General features: G+C 71.5%; 17 protein-coding genes and 1 pseudogene. 7 read left to right on the forward strand and 11 right to left on the reverse strand.

All coding sequences use genetic code 11. From position 1 onward, the window contains the following. The first annotated feature begins 115 nt into the window (after positions 1-115). The 4 genes from ACWD1U_RS35105 (at position 116) to ACWD1U_RS35120 (ending at position 4,302) form a co-directional block, all read left to right on the forward strand. A complete protein-coding gene (locus tag ACWD1U_RS35105) occupies positions 116-877 on the forward strand; it encodes a DeoR/GlpR family DNA-binding transcription regulator (RefSeq protein WP_451113412.1) in 762 nt (253 codons plus the stop codon). Then, on the forward strand, positions 874-1,821 hold the full coding sequence (gene pfkB, locus ACWD1U_RS35110; RefSeq protein WP_451113413.1) for a 1-phosphofructokinase: 948 nt from the start codon (positions 874-876) through the stop codon (positions 1,819-1,821). Before ACWD1U_RS35105 ends, pfkB begins: the two co-directional genes overlap by 4 nt. A gap of 145 nt (positions 1,822-1,966) precedes the next feature. After that, on the forward strand, positions 1,967-4,015 hold the full coding sequence (locus tag ACWD1U_RS35115) for a PTS fructose transporter subunit IIABC (protein ID WP_451113414.1): 2,049 nt from the start codon (positions 1,967-1,969) through the stop codon (positions 4,013-4,015). Between the two features lie 131 nt (positions 4,016-4,146). Beyond that, positions 4,147-4,302 (forward strand): hypothetical protein, encoded by a 156-nt coding sequence (locus tag ACWD1U_RS35120; protein WP_451113415.1) that lies wholly within the window; start codon positions 4,147-4,149, stop codon positions 4,300-4,302. Here the strand turns inward: ACWD1U_RS35120 and ACWD1U_RS35125 are convergent. The 4 genes and pseudogenes from ACWD1U_RS35125 to ACWD1U_RS35140 all read right to left on the reverse strand — a co-directional run bounded on the left by ACWD1U_RS35125 (position 4,299) and on the right by ACWD1U_RS35140 (position 8,769). Further along, a complete protein-coding gene (locus ACWD1U_RS35125) occupies positions 4,299-5,045 on the reverse strand; it encodes a DUF6227 family protein (RefSeq protein WP_451113416.1) in 747 nt (248 codons plus the stop codon). The two genes, ACWD1U_RS35120 and ACWD1U_RS35125, sit on opposite strands and share 4 nt — an antisense overlap. A gap of 180 nt (positions 5,046-5,225) precedes the next feature. Further along, positions 5,226-6,443: a L,D-transpeptidase gene (locus tag ACWD1U_RS35130; protein WP_451113417.1), complete on the reverse strand. Its 1,218-nt coding sequence runs from the start codon at positions 6,441-6,443 to the stop codon at positions 5,226-5,228. A gap of 164 nt (positions 6,444-6,607) precedes the next feature. Continuing rightward, the gene (locus ACWD1U_RS35135; protein WP_451113418.1) at positions 6,608-7,636 is read right to left on the reverse strand and encodes a P1 family peptidase; all 1,029 of its coding nucleotides are present in this window, start codon (positions 7,634-7,636) and stop codon (positions 6,608-6,610) included. A gap of 290 nt (positions 7,637-7,926) precedes the next feature. Further along, positions 7,927-8,769 (reverse strand): annotated as a pseudogene (locus ACWD1U_RS35140) (low temperature requirement protein A). 56 nt (positions 8,770-8,825) lie between these two features. On the opposite strand from ACWD1U_RS35140, the gene ACWD1U_RS35145 reads away from it, so the two are divergent. Next, positions 8,826-9,005 carry a hypothetical protein gene (locus tag ACWD1U_RS35145; protein WP_451113419.1) on the forward strand — a complete coding sequence of 60 codons (180 nt, stop codon included), beginning with the start codon at positions 8,826-8,828 and terminating at the stop codon, positions 9,003-9,005. Positions 9,006-9,237: 232 nt separating this feature from the next. Here ACWD1U_RS35145 and mscL read toward each other — a convergent pair whose 3' ends face one another. From mscL to ACWD1U_RS35175, 6 genes are all read right to left on the reverse strand, one after another. Beyond that, positions 9,238-9,696: a large conductance mechanosensitive channel protein MscL gene (mscL, locus tag ACWD1U_RS35150; protein WP_451113420.1), complete on the reverse strand. Its 459-nt coding sequence runs from the start codon at positions 9,694-9,696 to the stop codon at positions 9,238-9,240. A gap of 135 nt (positions 9,697-9,831) precedes the next feature. Further along, entirely contained in the window at positions 9,832-10,350 is a 519-nt protein-coding gene (locus tag ACWD1U_RS35155; RefSeq protein ID WP_451113421.1) for a hypothetical protein, read from the reverse strand. Positions 10,351-10,567: 217 nt separating this feature from the next. After that, positions 10,568-11,500 (reverse strand): S-methyl-5'-thioadenosine phosphorylase, encoded by a 933-nt coding sequence (locus ACWD1U_RS35160; protein ID WP_451113422.1) that lies wholly within the window; start codon positions 11,498-11,500, stop codon positions 10,568-10,570. A 75-nt stretch (positions 11,501-11,575) separates the two neighbouring features. Further along, entirely contained in the window at positions 11,576-11,890 is a 315-nt protein-coding gene (locus tag ACWD1U_RS35165; RefSeq protein ID WP_451113423.1) for an FmdB family zinc ribbon protein, read from the reverse strand. A gap of 67 nt (positions 11,891-11,957) precedes the next feature. Then, complete coding sequence (locus tag ACWD1U_RS35170) at positions 11,958-13,250, reverse strand: MFS transporter (protein WP_451113424.1); 1,293 nt, start codon at positions 13,248-13,250, stop codon at positions 11,958-11,960. A gap of 323 nt (positions 13,251-13,573) precedes the next feature. Then, positions 13,574-15,103: a potassium/proton antiporter gene (locus ACWD1U_RS35175; protein ID WP_451113425.1), complete on the reverse strand. Its 1,530-nt coding sequence runs from the start codon at positions 15,101-15,103 to the stop codon at positions 13,574-13,576. 238 nt (positions 15,104-15,341) lie between these two features. Here ACWD1U_RS35175 and ACWD1U_RS35180 point away from each other — a divergent pair, with 238 nt between their 5' ends. After that, positions 15,342-18,173 (forward strand): penicillin acylase family protein, encoded by a 2,832-nt coding sequence (locus ACWD1U_RS35180; RefSeq protein ID WP_451113426.1) that lies wholly within the window; start codon positions 15,342-15,344, stop codon positions 18,171-18,173. Positions 18,174-18,230: 57 nt separating this feature from the next. Here the strand turns inward: ACWD1U_RS35180 and ACWD1U_RS35185 are convergent, their stop codons facing one another. After that, positions 18,231-18,779, reverse strand: coding sequence for a 5-formyltetrahydrofolate cyclo-ligase (locus tag ACWD1U_RS35185; RefSeq protein WP_451113427.1), 549 nt, complete (start codon positions 18,777-18,779; stop codon positions 18,231-18,233). Between the two features lie 168 nt (positions 18,780-18,947). Here ACWD1U_RS35185 and galU point away from each other — a divergent pair, with 168 nt between their 5' ends. Further along, positions 18,948-19,850, forward strand: a complete 903-nt coding sequence (gene galU / locus ACWD1U_RS35190; protein WP_451113428.1) for a UTP--glucose-1-phosphate uridylyltransferase GalU — start codon at positions 18,948-18,950, stop codon at positions 19,848-19,850. The last annotated feature ends 4 nt before the right edge of the window (positions 19,851-19,854 follow it).

The raw sequence follows: 19,854 nt of genomic DNA on the forward strand, positions 1-19,854 counted from the left end.
CGTTTCGCGTTTCTGATCATGCCCGATTAGGTCCGAACCTGTTTACTTCGCTGAAATCTCGGCGTAGCCTCCCGCTGAAACCACACGTTCGGGCACGAGGCGGAGGCGAACAGACATGTACGCACCGGAGCGGCAGCAGGAGATCCTCCGGCTCGCCCGTGACGGCGGCCGAGTGGATGTCGTGTCGCTGGCCGAGGAGTTCCAGGTGACGGCGGAGACGATCCGCCGCGACCTGAAGGCCCTCGACCGCGCCGGCCTGGTCCGCCGCGTGCACGGTGGGGCCATCCCGTCCGGGCGCCTCGACTTCGAGCCGGACCTCGCCGAGCGCGAGGGCACCGCGGCCGACGAGAAGGACCGCATCGCCAAGGCGGCCCTCGCGGAACTGCCGAGCGAGGGCACGATGATCCTCGACGCGGGTACGACCGTGGCCCGGATGGCCGCAGCCCTCCCGCTGGAGGCCTCCCTCACCGTCGTCACGCACAGCCTGCCCATCGCGGCCCGCCTCGCCGACCACCCCGGCATCCAGCTCCACCTCATCGGAGGGCGCGTACGGCACCGCACGCGCGCCGCCGTGGACGCCTGGGCGCTCAGGGCATACGGCGAGATCCGCGCCGACGTGCTGTTCGTGGCCGCCAACGGCTTCTCCGCCGAGCACGGCCTGACCACCCCCGACCTCGCCGAGGCAGCGGTGAAGCGCGCGGCCGTGGCCGCCGCCCGCCGCGTGGTGCTGCTCGCCGACTCCTCCAAGCACGGCCAGGAGCATTTCGCCCGCTTCGGCGACCTGAGCGACGTGGACCTGCTGATCACCGACAGCGGGCTGAGCCCCGAGGACGCCGTCGCGATCGAGCGCGGCGGCACGGAAGTAGTGCGCGCATGATCCTCACCGTCACCCCCAACCCCTCCCTGGACCGCACCTACGAGGTGCCGTCCCTCGACCGCGGCGAGGTCATCCGCGCCACCGGCGAGCGGATGGACCCGGGCGGCAAGGGCGTGAACGTCTCGCGCGCGGTCGCCGCGGCCGGACAGCGCACGGTGGCGATCCTGCCCCTGGGCGGCGCCCCCGGCGCCCTCGTCGCCGACCTGCTCGACAAGCAGGGCATCGAGGTCGCCCCGGTCCCGGTCGCCGGGGCCACCCGCTCCAACATCGCCCTCGCCGAGTCCGACGGCGTCCTGACGAAGATCAACGCGCCGGGCCCGGAACTGTCCGAAGCCGAACGCGAACTGCTCCTGGAGACCGTACGGCAGCACTCCCGCGACGCCTCCTGGATCGCCTGCTGCGGCAGCCTCCCGCGCGGCCTCGCCCCCTCCTGGTACGCCGACCTGGTCGCCCGCACGCACGCCGCCGGGGCCCGGATCGCCTTGGACACCTCCGGTCCGGCGCTGCTCGCGGCCCTGCGCGAGCGGCCCGACGTGGTCAAGCCGAACGTCGAGGAACTGTCCGAGGCCGTCGGCCGCCCCCTCACCACCGTCGGCGACGCCGTCAAGGCCGCCGAGGAACTGCGCGAGATGGGTGCCCGGGCCGTCCTCGCCAGCCTCGGCGCCGACGGGCAGCTGCTCGTGTCCGAGGAGGGCGCCTGGTTCGGCAGCGCCCGCGTCGACGCCGTCCGCAGCAACGTCGGCGCCGGAGACTCCTCCCTCGCCGGCTTCCTGATCGCCGGCGGCAGCGGCCCCGAGGCCCTCGCCTCCGCGGTCGCCCACGGCGCGGCTGCCGTCCAGCTGCCCGGCAGCGTCATGCCGACGCCGGGCGACCTGGACCCGGCGGCGGTGACGGTCACCTCCGAGGTCCCGGCGGACCGTGTGCTGAAGGAGCCGGCGTCATGACGTACGACGAGCAGGACGCACGGACTCGTGAACGGCGGCCCTCCCAGTTACTCCCCGCCTCCACCCCCCTCACCCCTCACCGCACCCCCGTACCCCTCCCCGCCCACCTCACCGACCGGGCGATACGCGTGCTAAGGAGCCCGCGATGAGCGACATGATCACCGCGGATCTGGTCGATCTCGACCTGTCCGCCGATACCAAGGAAGCGGCGGCGCGCGCCCTCGCCGAGCGCATGGTGGCCCTGGGCCGGGTGACCGACCTGGACGGCTTCCTCGCCGACGTGGCCGCCCGCGAGGCCCAGATGCCGACCGGCCTCGACGGCGGCATCGGCATCCCGCACTGCCGCAGCGAGCACGTCACCGAGCCGACCCTCGCCTTCGGGCGCAGCTCCGCCGGCATCGACTTCGGCGCGGCGGACGGCCCCGCCGACCTGATCTTCCTGATCGCGGCGCCGGCCGGTGCCGACGACGCCCATCTGACGATCCTGTCGTCGTTGGCCAGGCAGCTGATGAACAGCGAGTTCACCGACGCGCTGCGCTCGGCGGGTGACGCGGCGGCCGCGGCGGCGCTGATCCGCGGCGACGAGCCCGCCGAGTCCGCCGAGGCGGGCTCCGAAGACCCCGTGGCGTCGGCGGGAGCGGCCTCTCCCGCCGCCGCCACGGTCACCGACGACGACGCCGCCGATGCGGGGGAGCGCCCGTTCCGCATCGTCGCCGTCACCTCCTGCCCCACCGGCATCGCCCACACCTACATGGCGGCCGAGTCGCTGGAGACCGCCGGCCGTGAGGCGGGCGTCGAACTCACCGTCGAGACCCAGGGCTCGGCCGGCTTCACCCGGCTCGACCCGGCGGTCATCGCGGCGGCGGACGCCGTGATCTTCGCCCATGACGTGCCCGTACGGGAGAAGGAGCGCTTCGCCGGGAAGCCGACCGTCGACGTCGGCGTGAAGGCGGGCATCAACCGCCCCGCGGAACTCATCACCGAAGTCCGCCAGAAGGCCGCCCGCGGTGAGGTCACCTCCGGGTCGGCGCCGGCCACTCCGGTGGAGCGCTCCGGCGAATCCGACGAGGGGTACGGCACCAAGCTGCGCAAGTGGCTGATGTCCGGCGTCAGTTACATGGTGCCGTTCGTCGCGGCGGGCGGTCTGCTCATCGCCCTCGGCTTCGCGATCGGCGGCTACGAGATCAACAAGGCCCCGTCGGTGATGGACCACTTCCTGTGGACGCAGGCCGACAGCTGGGCGGCCCTGCTCTTCCAGATCGGCGGCGTGGCCTTCGGCTTCCTGGTCCCGGTGCTCGCGGGCTACATCGCCTACGGCATGGCGGACCGGCCCGGTATCGTCCCCGGGTTCGTCGGTGGCATGATCGCGTTCAACATCAACGCGGGCTTCCTCGGCGGTCTCGCGGCCGGTCTGATCGCCGGTGGCGTGGTGCTGGCGATCCAGAAGGTGAACATCCCGGCGGCGCTGCGCGGCATCATGCCGGTGGTGGTGATCCCGCTGATCTCCTCGGCGATCGTCGGGTTCCTGATGTTCGTCGTCATCGGCAAGCCCATCGCCGAGGCACAGAAGGGCATGACCGACTGGCTGAACGGCCTGTCCGGCAGCAACGCGATCCTGCTCGGCGCGCTCCTCGGCCTGATGATGTGCTTCGACCTCGGCGGCCCCGTCAACAAGGTCGCCTACACCTTCGCCACCGCCGGTATCGCGGTCGCCAGCCCCAGCGACTCGGCGATGAAGATCATGGCCGCGGTGATGGCCGCCGGCATGGTCCCGCCGCTCGCGATGGCCCTCGCCACGACCGTGCGCGCCAAGCTCTTCACGCAGACCGAGCGCGAGAACGGCAAGGCCGCCTGGGTGCTCGGCGCCTCCTTCATCTCCGAGGGCGCGATCCCGTTCGCGGCGGCCGACCCGCTGCGCGTCATCCCCGCCTCGATGGCGGGCGGCGCGATCACCGGCGCCCTGTCGATGGCCTTCGGCGCCACTCTGCGCGCCCCGCACGGCGGCATCTTCGTGGTGCCGCTGATCGGCAACCCGCTGCTCTACCTGGTCGCCATCGCCGCGGGGGTCTGCGTCACCACGGCCCTGGTGATCGTCCTCAAGGGCCTGCGCAAGCCGGCGCCGGGCGCCACACCGGCCTCCGGCGAGGGCACCGCGGCCCCGGCCGCGGAGGCGAAGCAGCCGGTGGCGGCGTAACGACCGAAGCGCGAGGCAGCCTGAGGTTCGCCCCTTTCAGGGCATGTGAACCGTTCATGCCACCTGCGAGATAGATCACGAAAGTCACGGCCCGGGACCGAAGTCCCGGGCCGTGGTGTCTACTGGGGCGCATGCCCGAGCACGTCTCCCGGTGGCCCGAAGGTCACCCTCTCCCCGCCCTCCCGCAGCAGCGGCAGGCAGGCCCTCGGTCGGAGTCCGCGGAGCTGACCTCCGAGGAGAGAGACGCCTTCGCCGAGCTGGTGCGCCGACTCGGCGACACGGCCTAGGAGAGCTGCGCCGCCCGCCGCTCCATCGCCTCGCGTGCCGCGTCCTCGCTGACGTACACCTCACACATGTGCCGCCCGTCCGGCGTCGCCGTGTGCTCGACCTCCCACAGGGAGACCTCCTCGCCGTCGCGCAGCAGGAACGCGTGCTCGTACAGCGAGAAGCCCAGCCCCGCCCGGCCCGCGCGGCACGGGCGGCCGAAGGCCTGGGTGATCCGGTGCCCGGACGCGGTGGCCAGCCGGGCCGCCGTGTCCCCGCCCGGCCGGTCGGGGTTCTCCGCCCGGCGCAGTAAACGGCGCGCGTGGTCCGCGGAGTCGTCCCCGGCGTACGCGTGCCGCGGAGCGGCGACCGGCGACAGCTGCACCGTCACCGGCAGCTCGAAGTCCGGGGTGTCCGGCGGCAGCGGCAGCCGCGCGGTAGCGGCTCGCAGCTCCTCCTCGTCGACATACACCTCGTGCTGCGGCTCCCTGCCCGGCGCGGTGTTGTGGACGAGCTCCCAGAGCGTGAGCGCGGAACCGTCGGCGAGCAGCCAGGTGTGCCGGTACGTCTCGCGGTGCAGGCCCTCGCTGTGGTGCGCGGAATGCAGCGAACCGTCATGCGCCAGCGCGCAGTCCAGCAGTCCTATTGTCTCGTCCGGTAGCTCGAAGGAGTTCAGGGCACGGCCGAGGAGTCGCGCGAGGTGCTCCTCCGGAGACTCGGGCGAGTCATGGGGTTCGTACGCTGCCGTCTCGTACGGAACGCTCAAGGTTTCTCCCGGCGTTGCTGCATGTCACCTTGTGGGTGCATACCGTAGCCCCTCGGTCGGACATCATGTCCGGGAACCGAGAAAACGTACGTCCGGGATGACGCCCGGGCCGCGCGAAAAGTTCCCGCACGGCCCCGGCCGATTCGTCGAGGACCCCAGTCGGGGCGGTACTTCGACCGGTCAGGAGGCGCTGCCCGCGACCCACTGGCTCCACGCCATGTTCCAGCCGTTGAGCCCGTTGTCCGGTGCCACCGTCTTGTCGTGGGAGTTCTTCACGATCACCACGTCCCCGATGAGGGAGTTGTCGTAGAACCACTTGGCAGGCGTGCTGCCCTCGGCGCCCTGGACGTCCGCGAGGCCGACGCAGCCGTGGCTGGTGCCCTGGCGACCGAAGGGCGGATTGCCCTTGTTGTACCAGTAGTTGCCGTGGATGAACGTGCCCGACGTCGTCAGGCGCATCGCGTGCGGCACGTCGGGGATGTCGTACTCACCGCCCAGCCCGACCGTCTGGCTGTTCATCCGGGTCTGGACGAACTTCTCGGAGATCACCATCTGCCCGTTGTACGTGGTGTGCTGCGGGCTGCCCGCCGAGATCGGGATCGTCTTGATGGTCCGGCCGTCCCGGACGACCGTCATGGTCTGCGTGCTGGCGTCGACCGTGGAGACCTGCGAACGCCCGACGGTGAACGTGACCGTCTTCTTCTGCACGCCGTACACGCCGTTCGCGCCCTCGACCCCGTCCAGGTCGATCTTCATGGTGACCTTGGAGCCGGCCTTCCAGTACTCCCCGGGCCGGAAGTCGAGCCGCTGCCCGTTGAACCAGTGTCCGACGACCTTCTGCCCGCTGCTGGACGTGACCGAGATGTGCGACTGCACGGCCTTGCGGTCCGTGATGGCCTTGTCGAAGGTGAACGACACCGGCATGCCCACACCGACCGTGGTGCCGTTGTCCGGTGTGTACGTCCCGATGAAGCTGTTCGAGGACGTCACCGTCGTGAAGATCGAGTTGGCCGCGGCCGTCCGGCCGTCCGCGTCCTTCGCGGTCGCCGATATCTGGTACTTCGTCCCGCGCTCCAACTGCTCCTTCGGCTTCCAGACCTTGCCGTCGGCCGAGACCGAGCCCGGAACGGCCTGGTCGCTGCCCGCCACCGTCATCCTCACCTCGGTCAGCTTCCCGTCGCTGACCTTCACGCCGGTGGTGTTGATGGACGCGCCGGTCGAACCGTCCTTCGCCGAGATGGCGATCTTCGCGACGGACGTCTTCGTGGCGTCCTCGCCGCCCTTCTCGTCGTCCTTGGCGTTGGCGCTGCCACCGCAGGCGGTGAGCGTCAGGGCGCCGACCACCAGGGCGGCACAGGCCCCCAGTACGCGCCGCGCTGCAATGTCCGGCGTTGTCACGGGCTGCTCCCAGTTCGTGTGATGTGCGTGGTCCGGTCCAGTACGTGAGGGAAGAGGGGCCGGGCGACCGGTCGGGTTCCGTCCGTGCGCGGCGAACGCCATCACGTGACAGAACCGCGACAAAGTCCGGCCCCGCTGTGAATCCGCTGTGTTCGCAGGCTTGTTCAGCGGCCCGCGTACAACTCCCCGTACGACGGCCACGCCCCGCCCGGGCCGTCCACCGGGCCGGCGGCCCGCACCGCCCGCACGATCGCCCGGGTCACCATGTCCGCGCCCGCCGCGAGGACCTCGTTGAGGGCGAGCGGGTTCGCCGCGTCCAGGGCGCGGTCGCCCGTCGCCAGCGCGAACACCGTGTCCCCGTCGTTGAGGAGGTGCACCGGCCGCACCGCGCGGGCGATCCCGTCGTGCGCCGTGCCCGCCAGCTTCTGCGCCTGCGCCTTCGTCAGATCCGCGTCCGTGGCGACCACCGCAAGCGTGGTGTTGAGCGGGGGAGGGGCGCTCCTCGCGGCCGTCTCGGCGAGCCGCCGCAGCGCGGCCGCGTGGACCTCCGCGTCCGGGTACTCCACCCGCCCCTGGAACAACTCCCCGTACAGCACCCCCGTCTCCGGATCCACCGTCGACCCCGCCGCGTTGGCCACCACCAGCGCGGCCACCGTAACCCCCGAGTCGAGCACCGTGCTCGCGCTGCCGACACCACCCTTCACCACCCCGACCACCGCGCCCGTGCCGGCGCCCACGCACCCCTGCGGCACCGGTGCGCCGAGCCCGCTCGCGGCGGCCGCCTCGACCGCGGCACGGCCGGTGGCCGCGTCCGGCCGGGCCCGGAAGTCGCCGCCCCGGCCCAGGTCGAAGACGCAGGCGGCGGGCACCACCGGCACGACGTGCGCCGGGTCCGCCCCGACACGGATACCGCGTCCCCGTTCCTCCAGCCAGGCCATCACCCCCGATGCCGCGTCCAGCCCGTACGCGCTGCCGCCGGTCAGCACGATCGCCTCGACCCTCCGCACCACGTTGCGCGGGTCCAGCGCGTCCGTCTCCTTGGTGCCGGGACCACCGCCCCGCACGTCCACGGCGGCCACGGCCCCGCCCTCCTGGGCGAGCACGACCGTGGTCCCGGTGAGCCAACCGTCGCCGGCGCTGGTCGCGTGTCCCACGCGCAGGCCGGAGACATCCGTCAGAGCGTCAACTGTCATGGAGCACAGTCTTCTCCAGCCGCCGCCCGAAGCGACCGTGCCGAGCGTGTCGGCACCGTCGGCCCGCTGCCTGCCCCCGCCTCCGTCCTACAGCCGGCCTCCGGCGCCGCGGGCGACGTCGCCCGCCCGCTGCCCCGGCCGCCGCCGCTGCGACCACCGCGATCCGGCTGCGCCCGCCGCGAGCAGCGACACACCCATGGCCGAGGGCGACAGCCCCGCGGCCTGCCCGCCCCGAGCGGACCTTGCCCCACGACGGCGCCGCCCGCACCACCCCGTGTCCGCGAGAAGCGTCACCCCGCCGGTGTCGCCGCCCCGCTGCTCCGAGCGGTCAGGCGCGTGACGGCCAGGGTCTCTCCCGTCACCACCGAGCGCGCAGACCACCCCGGCCGCGAGCACCGCCCCGTCGCCCAGGTGCGCGAAGCAGATCACCAGCAGTGCCGTCGTCGGCAGCACCAGCTGCTGCGTGACGCCCCGCTTGAAGTGGCGCGAGTGCAGGGCCCACAGGGTCAGCGGATAGAGGGCCGTCGGCAGTGTCACGGCCGCCGACGCCGCCAGCGTGGAGATGTGCGCCCTGTCGACCGTGTGCTCCACCGCCACCTCCAGGCCGGCCCCGATGGCGGCCGCCGAGGCGAAGACCAGGTAGTGGCCGTAGCCCCACAGGAACACCTGCCGGCTGGACCGCAGATGGCCGTGGATGGGCACCACGAAGTAGAGCCACCACGCGGCGAACACGATGAGCAGCCCACCCGCCGCGATCGGGAGGAGCTCGCCCAGCGCGCCGTTCTCGTCGACGCCGGACTTCACGGCGACCGTGGCCGCGGCGATCGTCTCGCCCAGCACGATGATGGTGAACAGCCCGTACCGCTCCGCGATGTGGCGCGGATGCCAGGACGTGGAACGGTGCCTCTCCGCGCGTCGGTGATCCCCTCGCCCGCGTGGCCCGCGGCGACGGAGTGCACCAGCTGGATGCCCGCCTGGGCGACCGCGACGACGAAGCACAGGTCGAAGAAGAGCTCCAGCGGCGAGGCCGCCCGGTGCGCATCGTCGCGGTCGCGGGCCCTGAGCCCGCGCAGTGGCCCGCGACCGCCGGACGCGCCGGAAGGGACGGGCGGGGGAGCGGTACCGGAGGTCATGATGCCGTGCACAACGGAAGGCGCGTAGATTTTCTCCGCGACCGTACCCTGGACGCATGAGTACCGCCCCCGAGCCCGAGCCGCGAGAGCCGAAGCCCGCGCTGGTCTTCGACGACCCGCTCGACCAGCAGTCCCCCGACGACACCGACCGTGGCTGGGGCGAGCGCACCGACTCCGGCGGCGGCGCGGCCGACCTCAGGCGCTTCCTCGACGAGAAGCCGCCCCACCACTTCTGAGGGGTCCTCGCACTGTGCCCGCCCGGGTCGCGCGGCCCGGCACCGCGCCTCGCCGCGGTTGTGGAACGCCCGGGTATCTCCGCTACCAGGGCACTCCGGCGCCTTGCGACGCACGGCACCGGACCACGCGACCTGATCGGACGCTCATAGTGAAAGGACCCCTGAACCAGCCGGGCCGCCGCACGCGGCGCGCTCCGAAGCGGCCGAGCCGGCCGGGCGGCAGACCGCAGCGCTACTGCCGGTCGTGCGCCGAGCCGCGCTGGGCGACCAGCGCGTCCCGGATCTCCTTCAGCACCTCCAGCTCGGTCACGTCCATGACCTCCTGCGCGCCCTCCTTCGCCTTGCGGCGGGCCTCCATCCGGGCCAGGTACTTCGCCATGGGCAGGACCATCAGGAAGTAGACGACCGCCGCGGTGATCACGAAGCTCAGGGTGGCGCCGAGGACCGAGCCCCACAGGAGCTGGATGCCCCGCTCGCCCTCGCAGGTCGAGCTCAGGCACGAGCTGTAGTGGTCGAGGTTCTTGGTCCCGATGGCCCCGACGACCGGATTGATGATCCCCTTCACCAACGCGTTGACGATGTTGGTGAAGGCGGCACCGATCACCACCGCCACCGCCAGATCGACGACGTTCCCGCGCATCAGGAAGGCCTTGAAGCCCTCCCAGACACTCGGTTCCTTCTTCTCGCTCACGTCGGGGCCTCTCCTCGCACGCGCAACCTGCGGAACAAAACGCTCCGCAACCTACGTCAACGTTGGGCCGAACGGAGCACCCGGGTCCCCCCGAAGAGGACCTCGTCGAGACCGTGCGCGTGACCTCCGCGGACATCACCACAGCGTCACCGCCAGCTGCCCCGTGGTGCTCGCGCCGGCCAGCCGGGCGGCGGTGCCACGCGGCACCGAGAGCACGACCAGCGCCCCGCCGTCGGACGCGCCCTCCAGGGGCTCCGGAACCTTCGTCACCCTGGCCCCGCGGGCGACCACCCGGGCATCGCCGCCCGTCGCCGTCTCCTCGGCGGCGATGACGTCGACCCGGTCACCGGGCCGCAGCAGCCGAACGGTGGCCGCGTCGGCGATCCGGACCGGAGCCGCCACCGCCCCGGCGGCACGGCGCGTGTGCACCGGCTGCTCTCCCGGCACCGAGGTCGTGTGCGCCGGAGACTGAGCCCGGGGCCGGCCACGGGCCCCGTCGGTGTCCCGCGGTCCCGCCGCCACCAGTGCGGTCGCGGTGACCGCGAGCCCGACCGCGAGAGCCCGCCGCCGGTGCCGCCCGAGCCGGTCGGGCCGGCACCGGCCGCCGCGCACCCGTACAGGATCGAACCGCGGCACCTCACGGGTCGCGGGCACCTGCGCCCCGGGCGGGCACTCGGCAACGGACCAAGAGGGAGACGAAGACCGAGCGGACGAAGACCGAGCGACGGACACGGGAACCACCACCTGCGACGAGGGACCGGCTTGCGCTCCCCACGATGAGGCTTCGCACCATCGCCCGCTCGGGCCTGTGGACGCACCACCGGCCTGTGGACGACTCCCTCACCCGAACGGCGACTTCCGGTCCCGCCCCCTACGGCAGCGCGAACCCCGGATCCATCCCGCCCAGCGCACTCACACAAAGGCAGTCCCGCTCGCCCTCGGCCGGCAACCCGGCCACCGCGTCGAACAGCACCCCGCGCAGCCGGTCCACGTTGGCCGCGAACACCCGCAGCACCTCGTCGTGCGAGACGCCCTCCCCGGTCTCCGCACCGGCGTCGAGGTCGGTCACCAGCGTCAGGGACGTGTAGCAGAGCTCCAGCTCACGGGCGAGCGCAGCCTCGGGGTGGCCGGTCATGCCCACCACGGACCAGCCCTGCGCCTGGTGCCACAACGATTCGGCACGGGTCGAGAAGCGCGGCCCCTCGACCACGACCAGCGTGCCGCCGTCCACCGGCTCCCAGTCCCGGCCGCGCGCCGCCTTCAGCGCCACGGTCCGACCGGTGGGGCAGTAGGGATCGGCCAGCGACACGTGTACGACGTTCGGCATCGAGCCGTCGGGCAGCGGCAGCCCGTCGAAGTAGGTGTTCGCGCGGGACTTCGTGCGGTCGACCAGCTGGTCCGGCACCAGCAGCGTGCCCGGCCCGTACTCGGGGCGCAGCCCGCCCACGGCGCACGGCGCGAGGACCTGGCGCACACCGACCGACCGCAGTGCCCACAGGTTGGCCCGGTAGTTGATCCGGTGCGGCGGCAGATGGTGGCCCCGCCCGTGCCGGGGCAGGAAGGCGACCCTCTGGCCGGCGACCTCACCGAGGAAGAGGGAGTCGCTGGGCGGCCCGTACGGGGTGTCGACCTGGATCTCGGTCACGTCGTCGAGGAAGGAGTAGAACCCCGAGCCCCCGATGACGCCGATCCCGGCACCGCCCGCGCTCGCCCCGCCACCGGCGCTCACCCGGCCGTCCGGGTTCTCCTCGCCACGGGCGCTCGCCCCGCCACCCGCGTTCACCACGTTCGCGTTGTTCGCCATGCCCGCACCCTAACCGCACGCGGAAACGCCGAGGACCCTGTCGCCCCGAGGGCGGCAGGGTCCGGTGATCAGGCCTTACGCGGCGGTGGTGCTGCTGGCGGAGCTGCCCGTGCTCGACGACGAGCTCGCACCGGAGCTCGACGAGCCGGAGTCCGAGGACGACGAGGAGGAGCTCGACGACTTCGACGCAGCCGGGGAGCTGCTCGACGAGGAGCCGCGGCTGTCGTTCCGGTAGAAGCCGGAGCCCTTGAAGACAATGCCGACCGCCGAGAACACCTTCTTCAGGCGGCCCTGGCAGCTGGGGCACTCGGTCAGGGCGTCGTCGGTGAACTTCTGCACCGCCTCGAGGCCCTCGCCGCACGCGGTGCACTGGTACTGGTAGGTGGGCACTGTCTTCCTCCTGGCACTCTCACTCGATGAGTGCTAACGACGATCCATAGTGACGTATTCCGGCCGCTCAGTCCACTGCCACCGGCACGCGGTGACCCACGCCACGTGCCACGGTGCGGCCGTGGGCCCGTGCCGCCAGCCGGGAACGCAGGGACAGAAGGGTCACCAGGGCGAGCACGGTGCCGCCCATCGGCACCAGGAAACCTGCGCCGCCCCACAGGCGGTCCTCCAGCTGTCCGGCGACCGTGACCGCGGCGGCCTGGCCCAGCGCCACCGCGCCGGTCAGCCAGGTGAAGGCCTCGGTGCGGGCGCCGGCCGGGACCAGGCCGTCGACCAGGGTGTAGCCGGTGATCAGGGCGGGCGCGATGCACATGCCGACCAGCAGGCCGAGGCCGCCGAGGACCAGGACCGAGTGGGCGGTCCACAGACCCGACGCGGCCAGGGCGAGGGCGGTGTAGCCGATGACCAGGCGCCGCTGCGGGGCCGCCTTCCAGGCGATCGCGCCGCAGACGAGGCCGGAGAGCATGTTGCCCGCGGCGAAGACGCCGTAGAGGACGCCGTTCAGGCCCGGTTCACCGATCGACTCGGTGAACGCGGCCAGCGAGACCTGCATGCCGCCGAAGACGGTGCCGATGCCCAGGAAGGTCACGATCAGCACGCGCACCCCGGGGACGCGCAGTGCGGAACCGTGCTCCACGCGCGCGTGGCCGCCGCCCGACACCGAGGGCTGGGTGCTCTTCCGCGCGGCGAACAGCAGACCGCCGAGCAGGGTCAGCGATGCCTCCGTGACCAGCCCGGCGGCCGGGTCGACCGCCGTGCACAGGGCGGTGGCCAGCAGCGGCCCGAGGACGAAGGTCAGCTCGTCCGTCACGGACTCGAAGGCCGCCGCGGTGGTCATCAGCGGCGAGTCCCCCAGCTTCACACCCCAGCGGGCCCGCACCATGGGCCCGATCTGCGGCACCGAGGCGCCGGTCGGGACGGCCGCCGCGAACAGGGCCCACAGGGGCGCGTCCATGAGCGCCAGCGCCGTCAGGGTCAGTCCGGCCAGGGTGTGCAGCAGCACCCCCGGGACCAGCACGGCACGCTGCCCGTAGCGGTCGGCGAGACGGCCGCTGTAGGGCGCGAACAGCGCCATGGAGACACCGGTGGCGGCCGCGACGGCGCCCGCCGCCCCGTACGAGCCGGTGGTGTGCTGCACCAGCAGCACGATGGAGATGGTCAGCATCGCGAACGGCTGGCGTGCCGCGAAGCCGGGGAGCAGGAACGTCCAGGCGCCGCGGGTGCGCAGCAGCCGGCCGTATCCCGGGCGGGCGGAAGCCGTCGAGTTCTTCGACTTCTTCGGGGTGACCGTGGACTCCACGGCCCGTGCCTTTCTGCCGCCTGGTAGCGCGCCCCGTCGGTGGGCGGCGCCGAGAGCTGTCCTCTTGCGCGGAACTGCGGTAGATGCCGGGGCCCGGTGAGGAGGGTCGTCCCGACCGCCATACGGTCGCGCCAGCTCTGCGTCAGGCAGAGTTGGTTCGATCTGGGTACGCCTTCATCGTACAGGGATCAAGGGGTGGCGGGCCTGTGAAAGTGAGCACCATGAGCCTGCCCACCTTACAAACGCGAACGACGCAAAACGCCCTTCAGCGACCCGGCGGCCTGACGCCCCCTGACGCCGCGACGCCCTGACGTCCCGGCGCCTCAACGACCCGCCCCGTCCGTCCCCAGCCAACCCGCCAGCTTGCCGCCGTGCCCGACGGCCCGCAGCCGGCTCTCGGTCGCGTCCCGGACGGGGTCCGTGGCGATCACGAGGAGCTCGTCTCCCCGCTGCAATATCGTCGTCGGCAACGGAACGAAGGACTCGCCCCCGCGCACGATGAGCGTCACGGCGGCACCGTGCGGCAGGCGCAGCTCGGCCACCTCCACGCCGTGCATCTTCGATCCCTCGGGGATCGCCACGGACAGCAGATGCCCGCGCAGCCGCTCCAGCGGGGCCGACTCGATGCCGAGGTCGGCGGCCTCCGAACCGTCGCCGAGGTGCAGCTTGCGGCCCAGCCAGGGCAGCGTCGGCCCCTGGACGAGCGTGTAGACGACGACCAGGATGAAGACGATGTTGAAGATCCGGCGGCTGGCGTCCAGGCCCGCCACCATGGGGATCGTCGCCAGAATGATGGGCACGGCCCCGCGCAGCCCCGCCCAGGACATCAGGGCCTGCTCCTGCCAGGGGACCCGGAACGGCGACAGGCAGAACACCACGCTCAGCGGACGCGCGACCATGGTCAGCACCAGCCCGATGACCAGCGCGGGCACGATGTCGTCGCCCAGCTCGTGCGGGGTGACCAGCAGCCCGAGCAGGACGAACATGCCGATCTGGGCCATCCAGCCGAGCCCGTCGGCGAAGCCGCGCGTGGCCGGCCAGTGCGGCAGTCGCGCGTTGCCCATCACCATCGCGGCGAGATACACCGCGAGGAAGCCGCTGCCGTGGGCCAGCGCGCCCGCCGCGTACGCCACCACGGCGATCGCCATGACGGCGATCGGGTAGAGGCCGGAGGCGGGCAGCGCCACGTGCCTGAGGCCCCAGGAACCCAGCCAGCCCACCGCGAGCCCGATGGCCGCGCCGATGGCCAGCTCCAGCAGGATCACGCCCAGGAGCACGTACCAGTGGTCGACCGGCCCGGCCGTGGACAGGGACACCACGAGGATGACCACGGGTGCGTCGTTGAATCCGGACTCCGCCTCCAGCGTGCCCGTCACGCGTGCGGGGAGCGGGATCTTGCGCAGCACGGAGAACACGGCCGCCGCGTCGGTCGAGGAGACGACCGCCCCGATGATGAGCGCCTGCCGCCACTCGAGCCCGATCAGGTAGTGCGCGGCCGAGGCCGTGACCCCGACGCTCACCGCCACACCCGCCAGCGCCAGCACGGTGGCGGCCGGCAGGGCCGGCTTGATCTCCTTCCACTTCGTGCCGAGACCACCCTCGGCCAGGATCACGACCAGGGCCGCGTACCCGATGACCTGGGTCAGTTCGGCGTTGTCGAAGTGGATGTCCCCGATGCCGTCCTGGCCCATCGCGACGCCGATGCCCAGGTACACGAGCAGGCTGGGAAGCCCGCTGCGCGAGGAGATCCGTACCGCTGCGACGGCGACGAGCAGGACGAGCGAGCAGACGAGCAGGAGCTGGTTGAGGTGGTGAACAGTCAGCGGCCGAATCCTTCCCTGGCCCGCACGCACCCGCGCGTGGGCTCACGTACATCGCACATGAAGCTGTGGCGCACCGCGCCGACTACTTCGTTACCTTACCTAACTCTTGACGATTTCTTGACGCTCGAGAGGGCAAGATCGAACATCCGTCCGTGCCGGTTCCCGACTCCGCGTCAAGGGCCGCAAGGCCCTGCGCCTATCGTTGCTCCAGCGCTCAGTTAAAAGCACAGCCGAACCTGCCGCTCGCGTTAGGACAGCAAGGACAGCGATGCCCCCCAACACCACCGCCTCCACGGGTCAGCAGCCCGCCAAGTCCGGCAGGAGAAAGGGGCGCAAAGCCCGTCTGATCGTGCTCGTCCTGGTGCTGGCCCTCATCGGGGGCGCCGCCTTCGGGGCGTACTGGACCATCAGCACCGTCCGGGCCTCCTTCCCGCAGACCAAGGGCACCCTCCCACTGCAGGGCCTGTCGGGACCCGTCGAGGTCAAACGAGACAACTACGGCATCCCGCAGATCTACGCCTCCTCCGACGCGGACCTGTTCATGGCGCAGGGCTACGTCCAGGCGCAGGACCGGTTCTACGAGATGGACGTCCGCCGCCACATGGCCGCCGGGCGCCTGTCGGAGATGTTCGGCAAGAGCCAGGTCGACAACGACGAGTTCCTGCGCACGCTGGGCTGGGACCGGGTCGCCAAACAGGAGTACGACACCAAGCTGTCGGCCGCCACGAAGAAGTACCTCCAGGCGTACGCCAAGGGGGTCAACGCCTACCTCCAGGGCAAGGACGGCAAGGACATCTCCCTGGAGTACGCGGCGCTGGGCTTCACCAACGACTACAAGCCGCAGCGGTGGACGCCGGTCGACTCGATCTCCTGGCTGAAGGCGATGGCCTGGGACCTGCGCGGCAACATGCAGGACGAGATCGACCGCGCCCTGCTGACCAGCCGCCTCGGCCCGAAGCAGATCGCCGACCTGTACCCGCAGTACCCGTACAGCCGGAACAAGGCGATCGTCCAGGAGGGCCAGTACAGCGAGCTGACGGGCGCGTTCGAACAGGGCGGCACGAGCGGCACGTCCGGCACCAGCGGGACCGGCGGCACCTCCACCGGCACCGCGGGCACGGCGTCCGGCAGCTCCGGCACCTCGGGCACCGCCTCCGGTACGTCCGGCACCGCCTCCGGCGCTTCGGGCACCGAGGGCCTGGACAGCCAGCTCGGCGGCCTCACCAATGCCCTGGACGACCTCCCGCCGGCCGTCGGCGTGAACGGCGACGGCATCGGCTCCAACTCGTGGGTCGTCGGCGGGAAGCACACGATCACCGGCAAGCCGCTGCTGGCCAACGACCCGCACCTGTCGCCCTCGCTGCCGTCCGTCTGGTACCAGATGGGCCTGCACTGCCGCAGCGTCTCCAGCACCTGCCAGTACGACGTCAGCGGCTACACCTTCGCCGGCATGCCAGGCGTGATAATCGGTCACAACCAGGACATCGCCTGGGGCATGACCAACTCCGGCGTCGACGTCACGGACCTCTACCTGGAGAAGATCACCGGCGACGGCTACCTGTACGACGGCAAGATCAAGCCCTTCGAGACGCGCGAGGAGACCATCAAGGTCGCCGGCGGCGCACCGAAGAAGATCGTCGTACGGCAGACCGAGGACGGGATGCCCCTGCTGTCCGACCGCGACGAGGAACTCGTGAAGGTCGGCAGAAAGGCCACCGTCGACACCGCCGCACCCGACAGAGGCGACGGCTACGGCGTGGCGCTGCGCTGGACCGCACTGCAGCCCGGGACCACCATGGACGCCGTCTTCGCCATGGACAGGGCGAAGAACTGGACCGACTTCCGCAAGGCCGCCGGGCTGTTCGACGTGCCCTCGCAGAACCTGGTCTACGCGGACACCGAGGACAACATCGGCTACACCCTGCCGGGCAAGATCCCCATGCGCGCGAAGGGAGACGACGGCTCCATCCCGTCGCCCGGCTGGGACTCCAAGTACCGGTGGACCGACTACATCCCGCAGGACGCGCTGCCCTACGAGTACAACCCGGACCGCGGCTACATCGTCACCGCCAACCAGGCCGTGATCGACCCGGACAAGTACCCCTACACGCTCACCACGGACTGGGGCTACGGCGCGCGCAGCCAGCGGATCACCGACCTGATCCAGTCGAAGACCAAGGACGGCGGCAAGATCTCCACCGACGACATGCGGCAGATGCAGCTGGACAACAGCAGCGAGATCGCCCGCCTGCTGGTGCCCACGCTGCTGAAGATCGACCCCGAGAACAAGGACGTCCGCCAGGCGCAGAAGCTCCTCGAGGGCTGGGACTACACCCAGGACGCCGACTCGGCGGCCGCCGCGTACTTCAACGCGGTCTGGCGCAACGTCCTCAAGCTCGCCTTCGGCAACAAGCTGCCCAAGGAGCTGCGGCCCAAGGGCCAGTGTCTGTGGGTCGAGCCGGTCAACACCACCGGCCCCGCCGACAAGGCCGAGAAGGTCCGCGAGTGCGGCCAGCGCGACCCCGACCAGGCGCAGCCGGACGGCGGCGACCGCTGGTTCGAGGTGGTGCGCAAGCTCATGAACCAGCCGGACAGCGACTGGTGGAAGACGCCCAAGGTGAGCAACAGCCGCCCCGGCGCCGACAACCGCGACGACCTGTTCAAGAGGGCCATGATCGACGCCCGCTGGGAGCTGACCGCCAAGCTCGGCAAGGACATCGACTCCTGGAGCTGGGGCCGGCTGCACCGGCTGTTCCTGAAGAACCAGACCCTCGGCACCGCGGGCCCCGAGTTCATCCAGTACGCCCTCAACCGAGGCCCCTGGGAGCTCGGCGGCGGCGAGGCCACGGTCAACGCGACCGGCTGGAACGCGGCCGGCGGCTACGGGGTGGTGTGGGTGCCGTCCATGCGGATGGTGGTGAACCTGGGCGACCTCGACAAGTCCCGCTGGATCAACCTCAGCGGTGCCTCCGGGCACGCCTACAGCGCCCACTACGTCGACCAGACGGACAAGTGGGCCGCCGGCGAACTGCTGCCCTGGTCCTTCTCGGACCGGGCGGTCGAGAACAGCACAGCCGACAAGCTGGTGCTCAAACCGTGAGCCGCTGACACCGGCAGCCGAACGGCCCTCCACGCGTGCGTGGAGGGCCGTTCGGCGTCAGGGCTCCCGCCGGAACCGCCGCACTCCCGACGGCGTCACCACCGCGTGCACCGGCCGGTCGTGCGGCTCCGCGGGGACGTGCTCGACCACCTCCGAGTCGTACAACAGCACCACCAGCGCGGGACGGGCCCCCGCCCGCTCCAGCCGCGCCAGCACCCGGTCGTACGAGCCCCCGCCACGTCCCAGCCGCATCCCGCGCGCGTCGACCGCGAGCCCGGGCAGCAGCACGGCGTCCGCGGCGGTCACCGCGTCCGGCCCGAGGCGCTCGCCCGCGGGCTCGAAGAGGGCCATCCGGCCGCCGTGTCGGACACGCGCCAGCGAGCCCTCGCCCTCGTACTCGCCCCAGTCCAGGTCGTTGTCGGGCAGCAGCACCGGCAGCAGTACGCGCACGCCCCGGGCGTGCAGGGCGTCCAGGAGCGCGAGCGTCCCCGGTTCGCTCCCCACCGAGACGTACGCCGCCACCGTGCCGGCCCTCGCCAACTCGGGCAGCTCCAGTGCCCGTCCGGCCAGCGCCGCCGAGGTTTCCCGCAGGTCATCCGCTGTCAACCTGCTCCTCGCCGCGAGGAGTCCGCGCCGCAAACCGCGCTTGTCAGGCTCGCCCGGACGCTCGTTAGGACTCAATGGTTGCTCCCGTACTGTGGCAATACGCTCATATGAGCGCCTATGAACCGGAGCCGCAGATTCCATGCAAAGGCACCGGATAGGGTGGCGGGCATGACTCAGTCGCACCCTCGGATCAGCAAGGCTGTCATTCCCGCAGCAGGCCTCGGCACCCGGTTCCTGCCGGCCACCAAAGCCACTCCCAAGGAGATGCTGCCGGTCGTCGACAAGCCCGCGATCCAGTACGTGGTCGAGGAGGCCGTCGCCGCGGGTCTCGACGACGTCCTCATGGTGACGGGCCGCAACAAGCGCCCCCTCGAGGACCACTTCGACCGCAACTACGAACTCGAGTCGGCCCTGCAGAAGAAGGGCGACGCGGGCCGTCTCGCCAAGGTGCAGGAGTCCAGCGACCTCGCGACGATGCACTACGTCCGTCAGGGCGACCCCAAGGGCCTCGGCCACGCCGTCCTGTGCGCCGCTCCGCACGTGGGCCACGAGCCCTTCGCGGTCCTCCTCGGCGACGACCTCATCGACCCCCGCGACCCCCTGCTGCAGCGCATGGTCGAGGTCCAGGAGCAGCGCGGCGGCAGCGTCATCGCGCTCATGGAGGTCGCCCCGGAGCAGATCCACCTCTACGGCTGCGCGGCCGTGGAGACGACCGAGGACAGCGACGTCGTCAAGGTCAGCGGCCTCGTCGAGAAGCCCGACCCGGCCGACGCCCCGTCGAACTACGCCATCATCGGCCGCTACGTCCTCGACCCGCACATCTTCGACATACTGCGCCGGACCGAGCCCGGCCGCGGCGGCGAGATCCAGCTCACGGACGCCCTCCAGCGGCTCGCCGAGGACGAGAAGATCGGCGGCCCGGTGCACGGCGTGGTCTTCAAGGGCCGCCGCTATGACACCGGCGACCGCGGCGACTACCTGCGTGCCATTGTCCGACTCGCGTGCGAACGTGAAGACCTGGGCCCGGAATTCCGGACCTGGCTTCGCAGTTACGTAGCCGAGGAGATGTAACACG

It is taken from the genome of Streptomyces sp. NPDC002788 (assembly GCF_053592115.1).

What these genes read in the sequence shown, in the direction of transcription:
- ACWD1U_RS35105 (WP_451113412.1), top strand. Translation starts at nt 116, where the DNA reads ATGTACGCACCGGAGCGGCAGCAGGAGATCCTCCGGCTCGCCCGTGAC.
- pfkB (WP_451113413.1), top strand. Translation starts at nt 874, where the DNA reads ATGATCCTCACCGTCACCCCCAACCCCTCCCTGGACCGCACCTACGAG.
- ACWD1U_RS35115 (WP_451113414.1), top strand. Translation starts at nt 1,967, where the DNA reads ATGAGCGACATGATCACCGCGGATCTGGTCGATCTCGACCTGTCCGCC.
- ACWD1U_RS35120 (WP_451113415.1), top strand. Translation starts at nt 4,147, where the DNA reads ATGCCCGAGCACGTCTCCCGGTGGCCCGAAGGTCACCCTCTCCCCGCC.
- ACWD1U_RS35135 (WP_451113418.1), bottom strand. Translation starts at nt 7,636, where the DNA reads ATGACAGTTGACGCTCTGACGGATGTCTCCGGCCTGCGCGTGGGACAC.
- ACWD1U_RS35145 (WP_451113419.1), top strand. Translation starts at nt 8,826, where the DNA reads ATGAGTACCGCCCCCGAGCCCGAGCCGCGAGAGCCGAAGCCCGCGCTG.
- ACWD1U_RS35160 (WP_451113422.1), bottom strand. Translation starts at nt 11,500, where the DNA reads ATGGCGAACAACGCGAACGTGGTGAACGCGGGTGGCGGGGCGAGCGCC.
- ACWD1U_RS35180 (WP_451113426.1), top strand. Translation starts at nt 15,342, where the DNA reads ATGCCCCCCAACACCACCGCCTCCACGGGTCAGCAGCCCGCCAAGTCC.
- galU (WP_451113428.1), top strand. Translation starts at nt 18,948, where the DNA reads ATGACTCAGTCGCACCCTCGGATCAGCAAGGCTGTCATTCCCGCAGCA.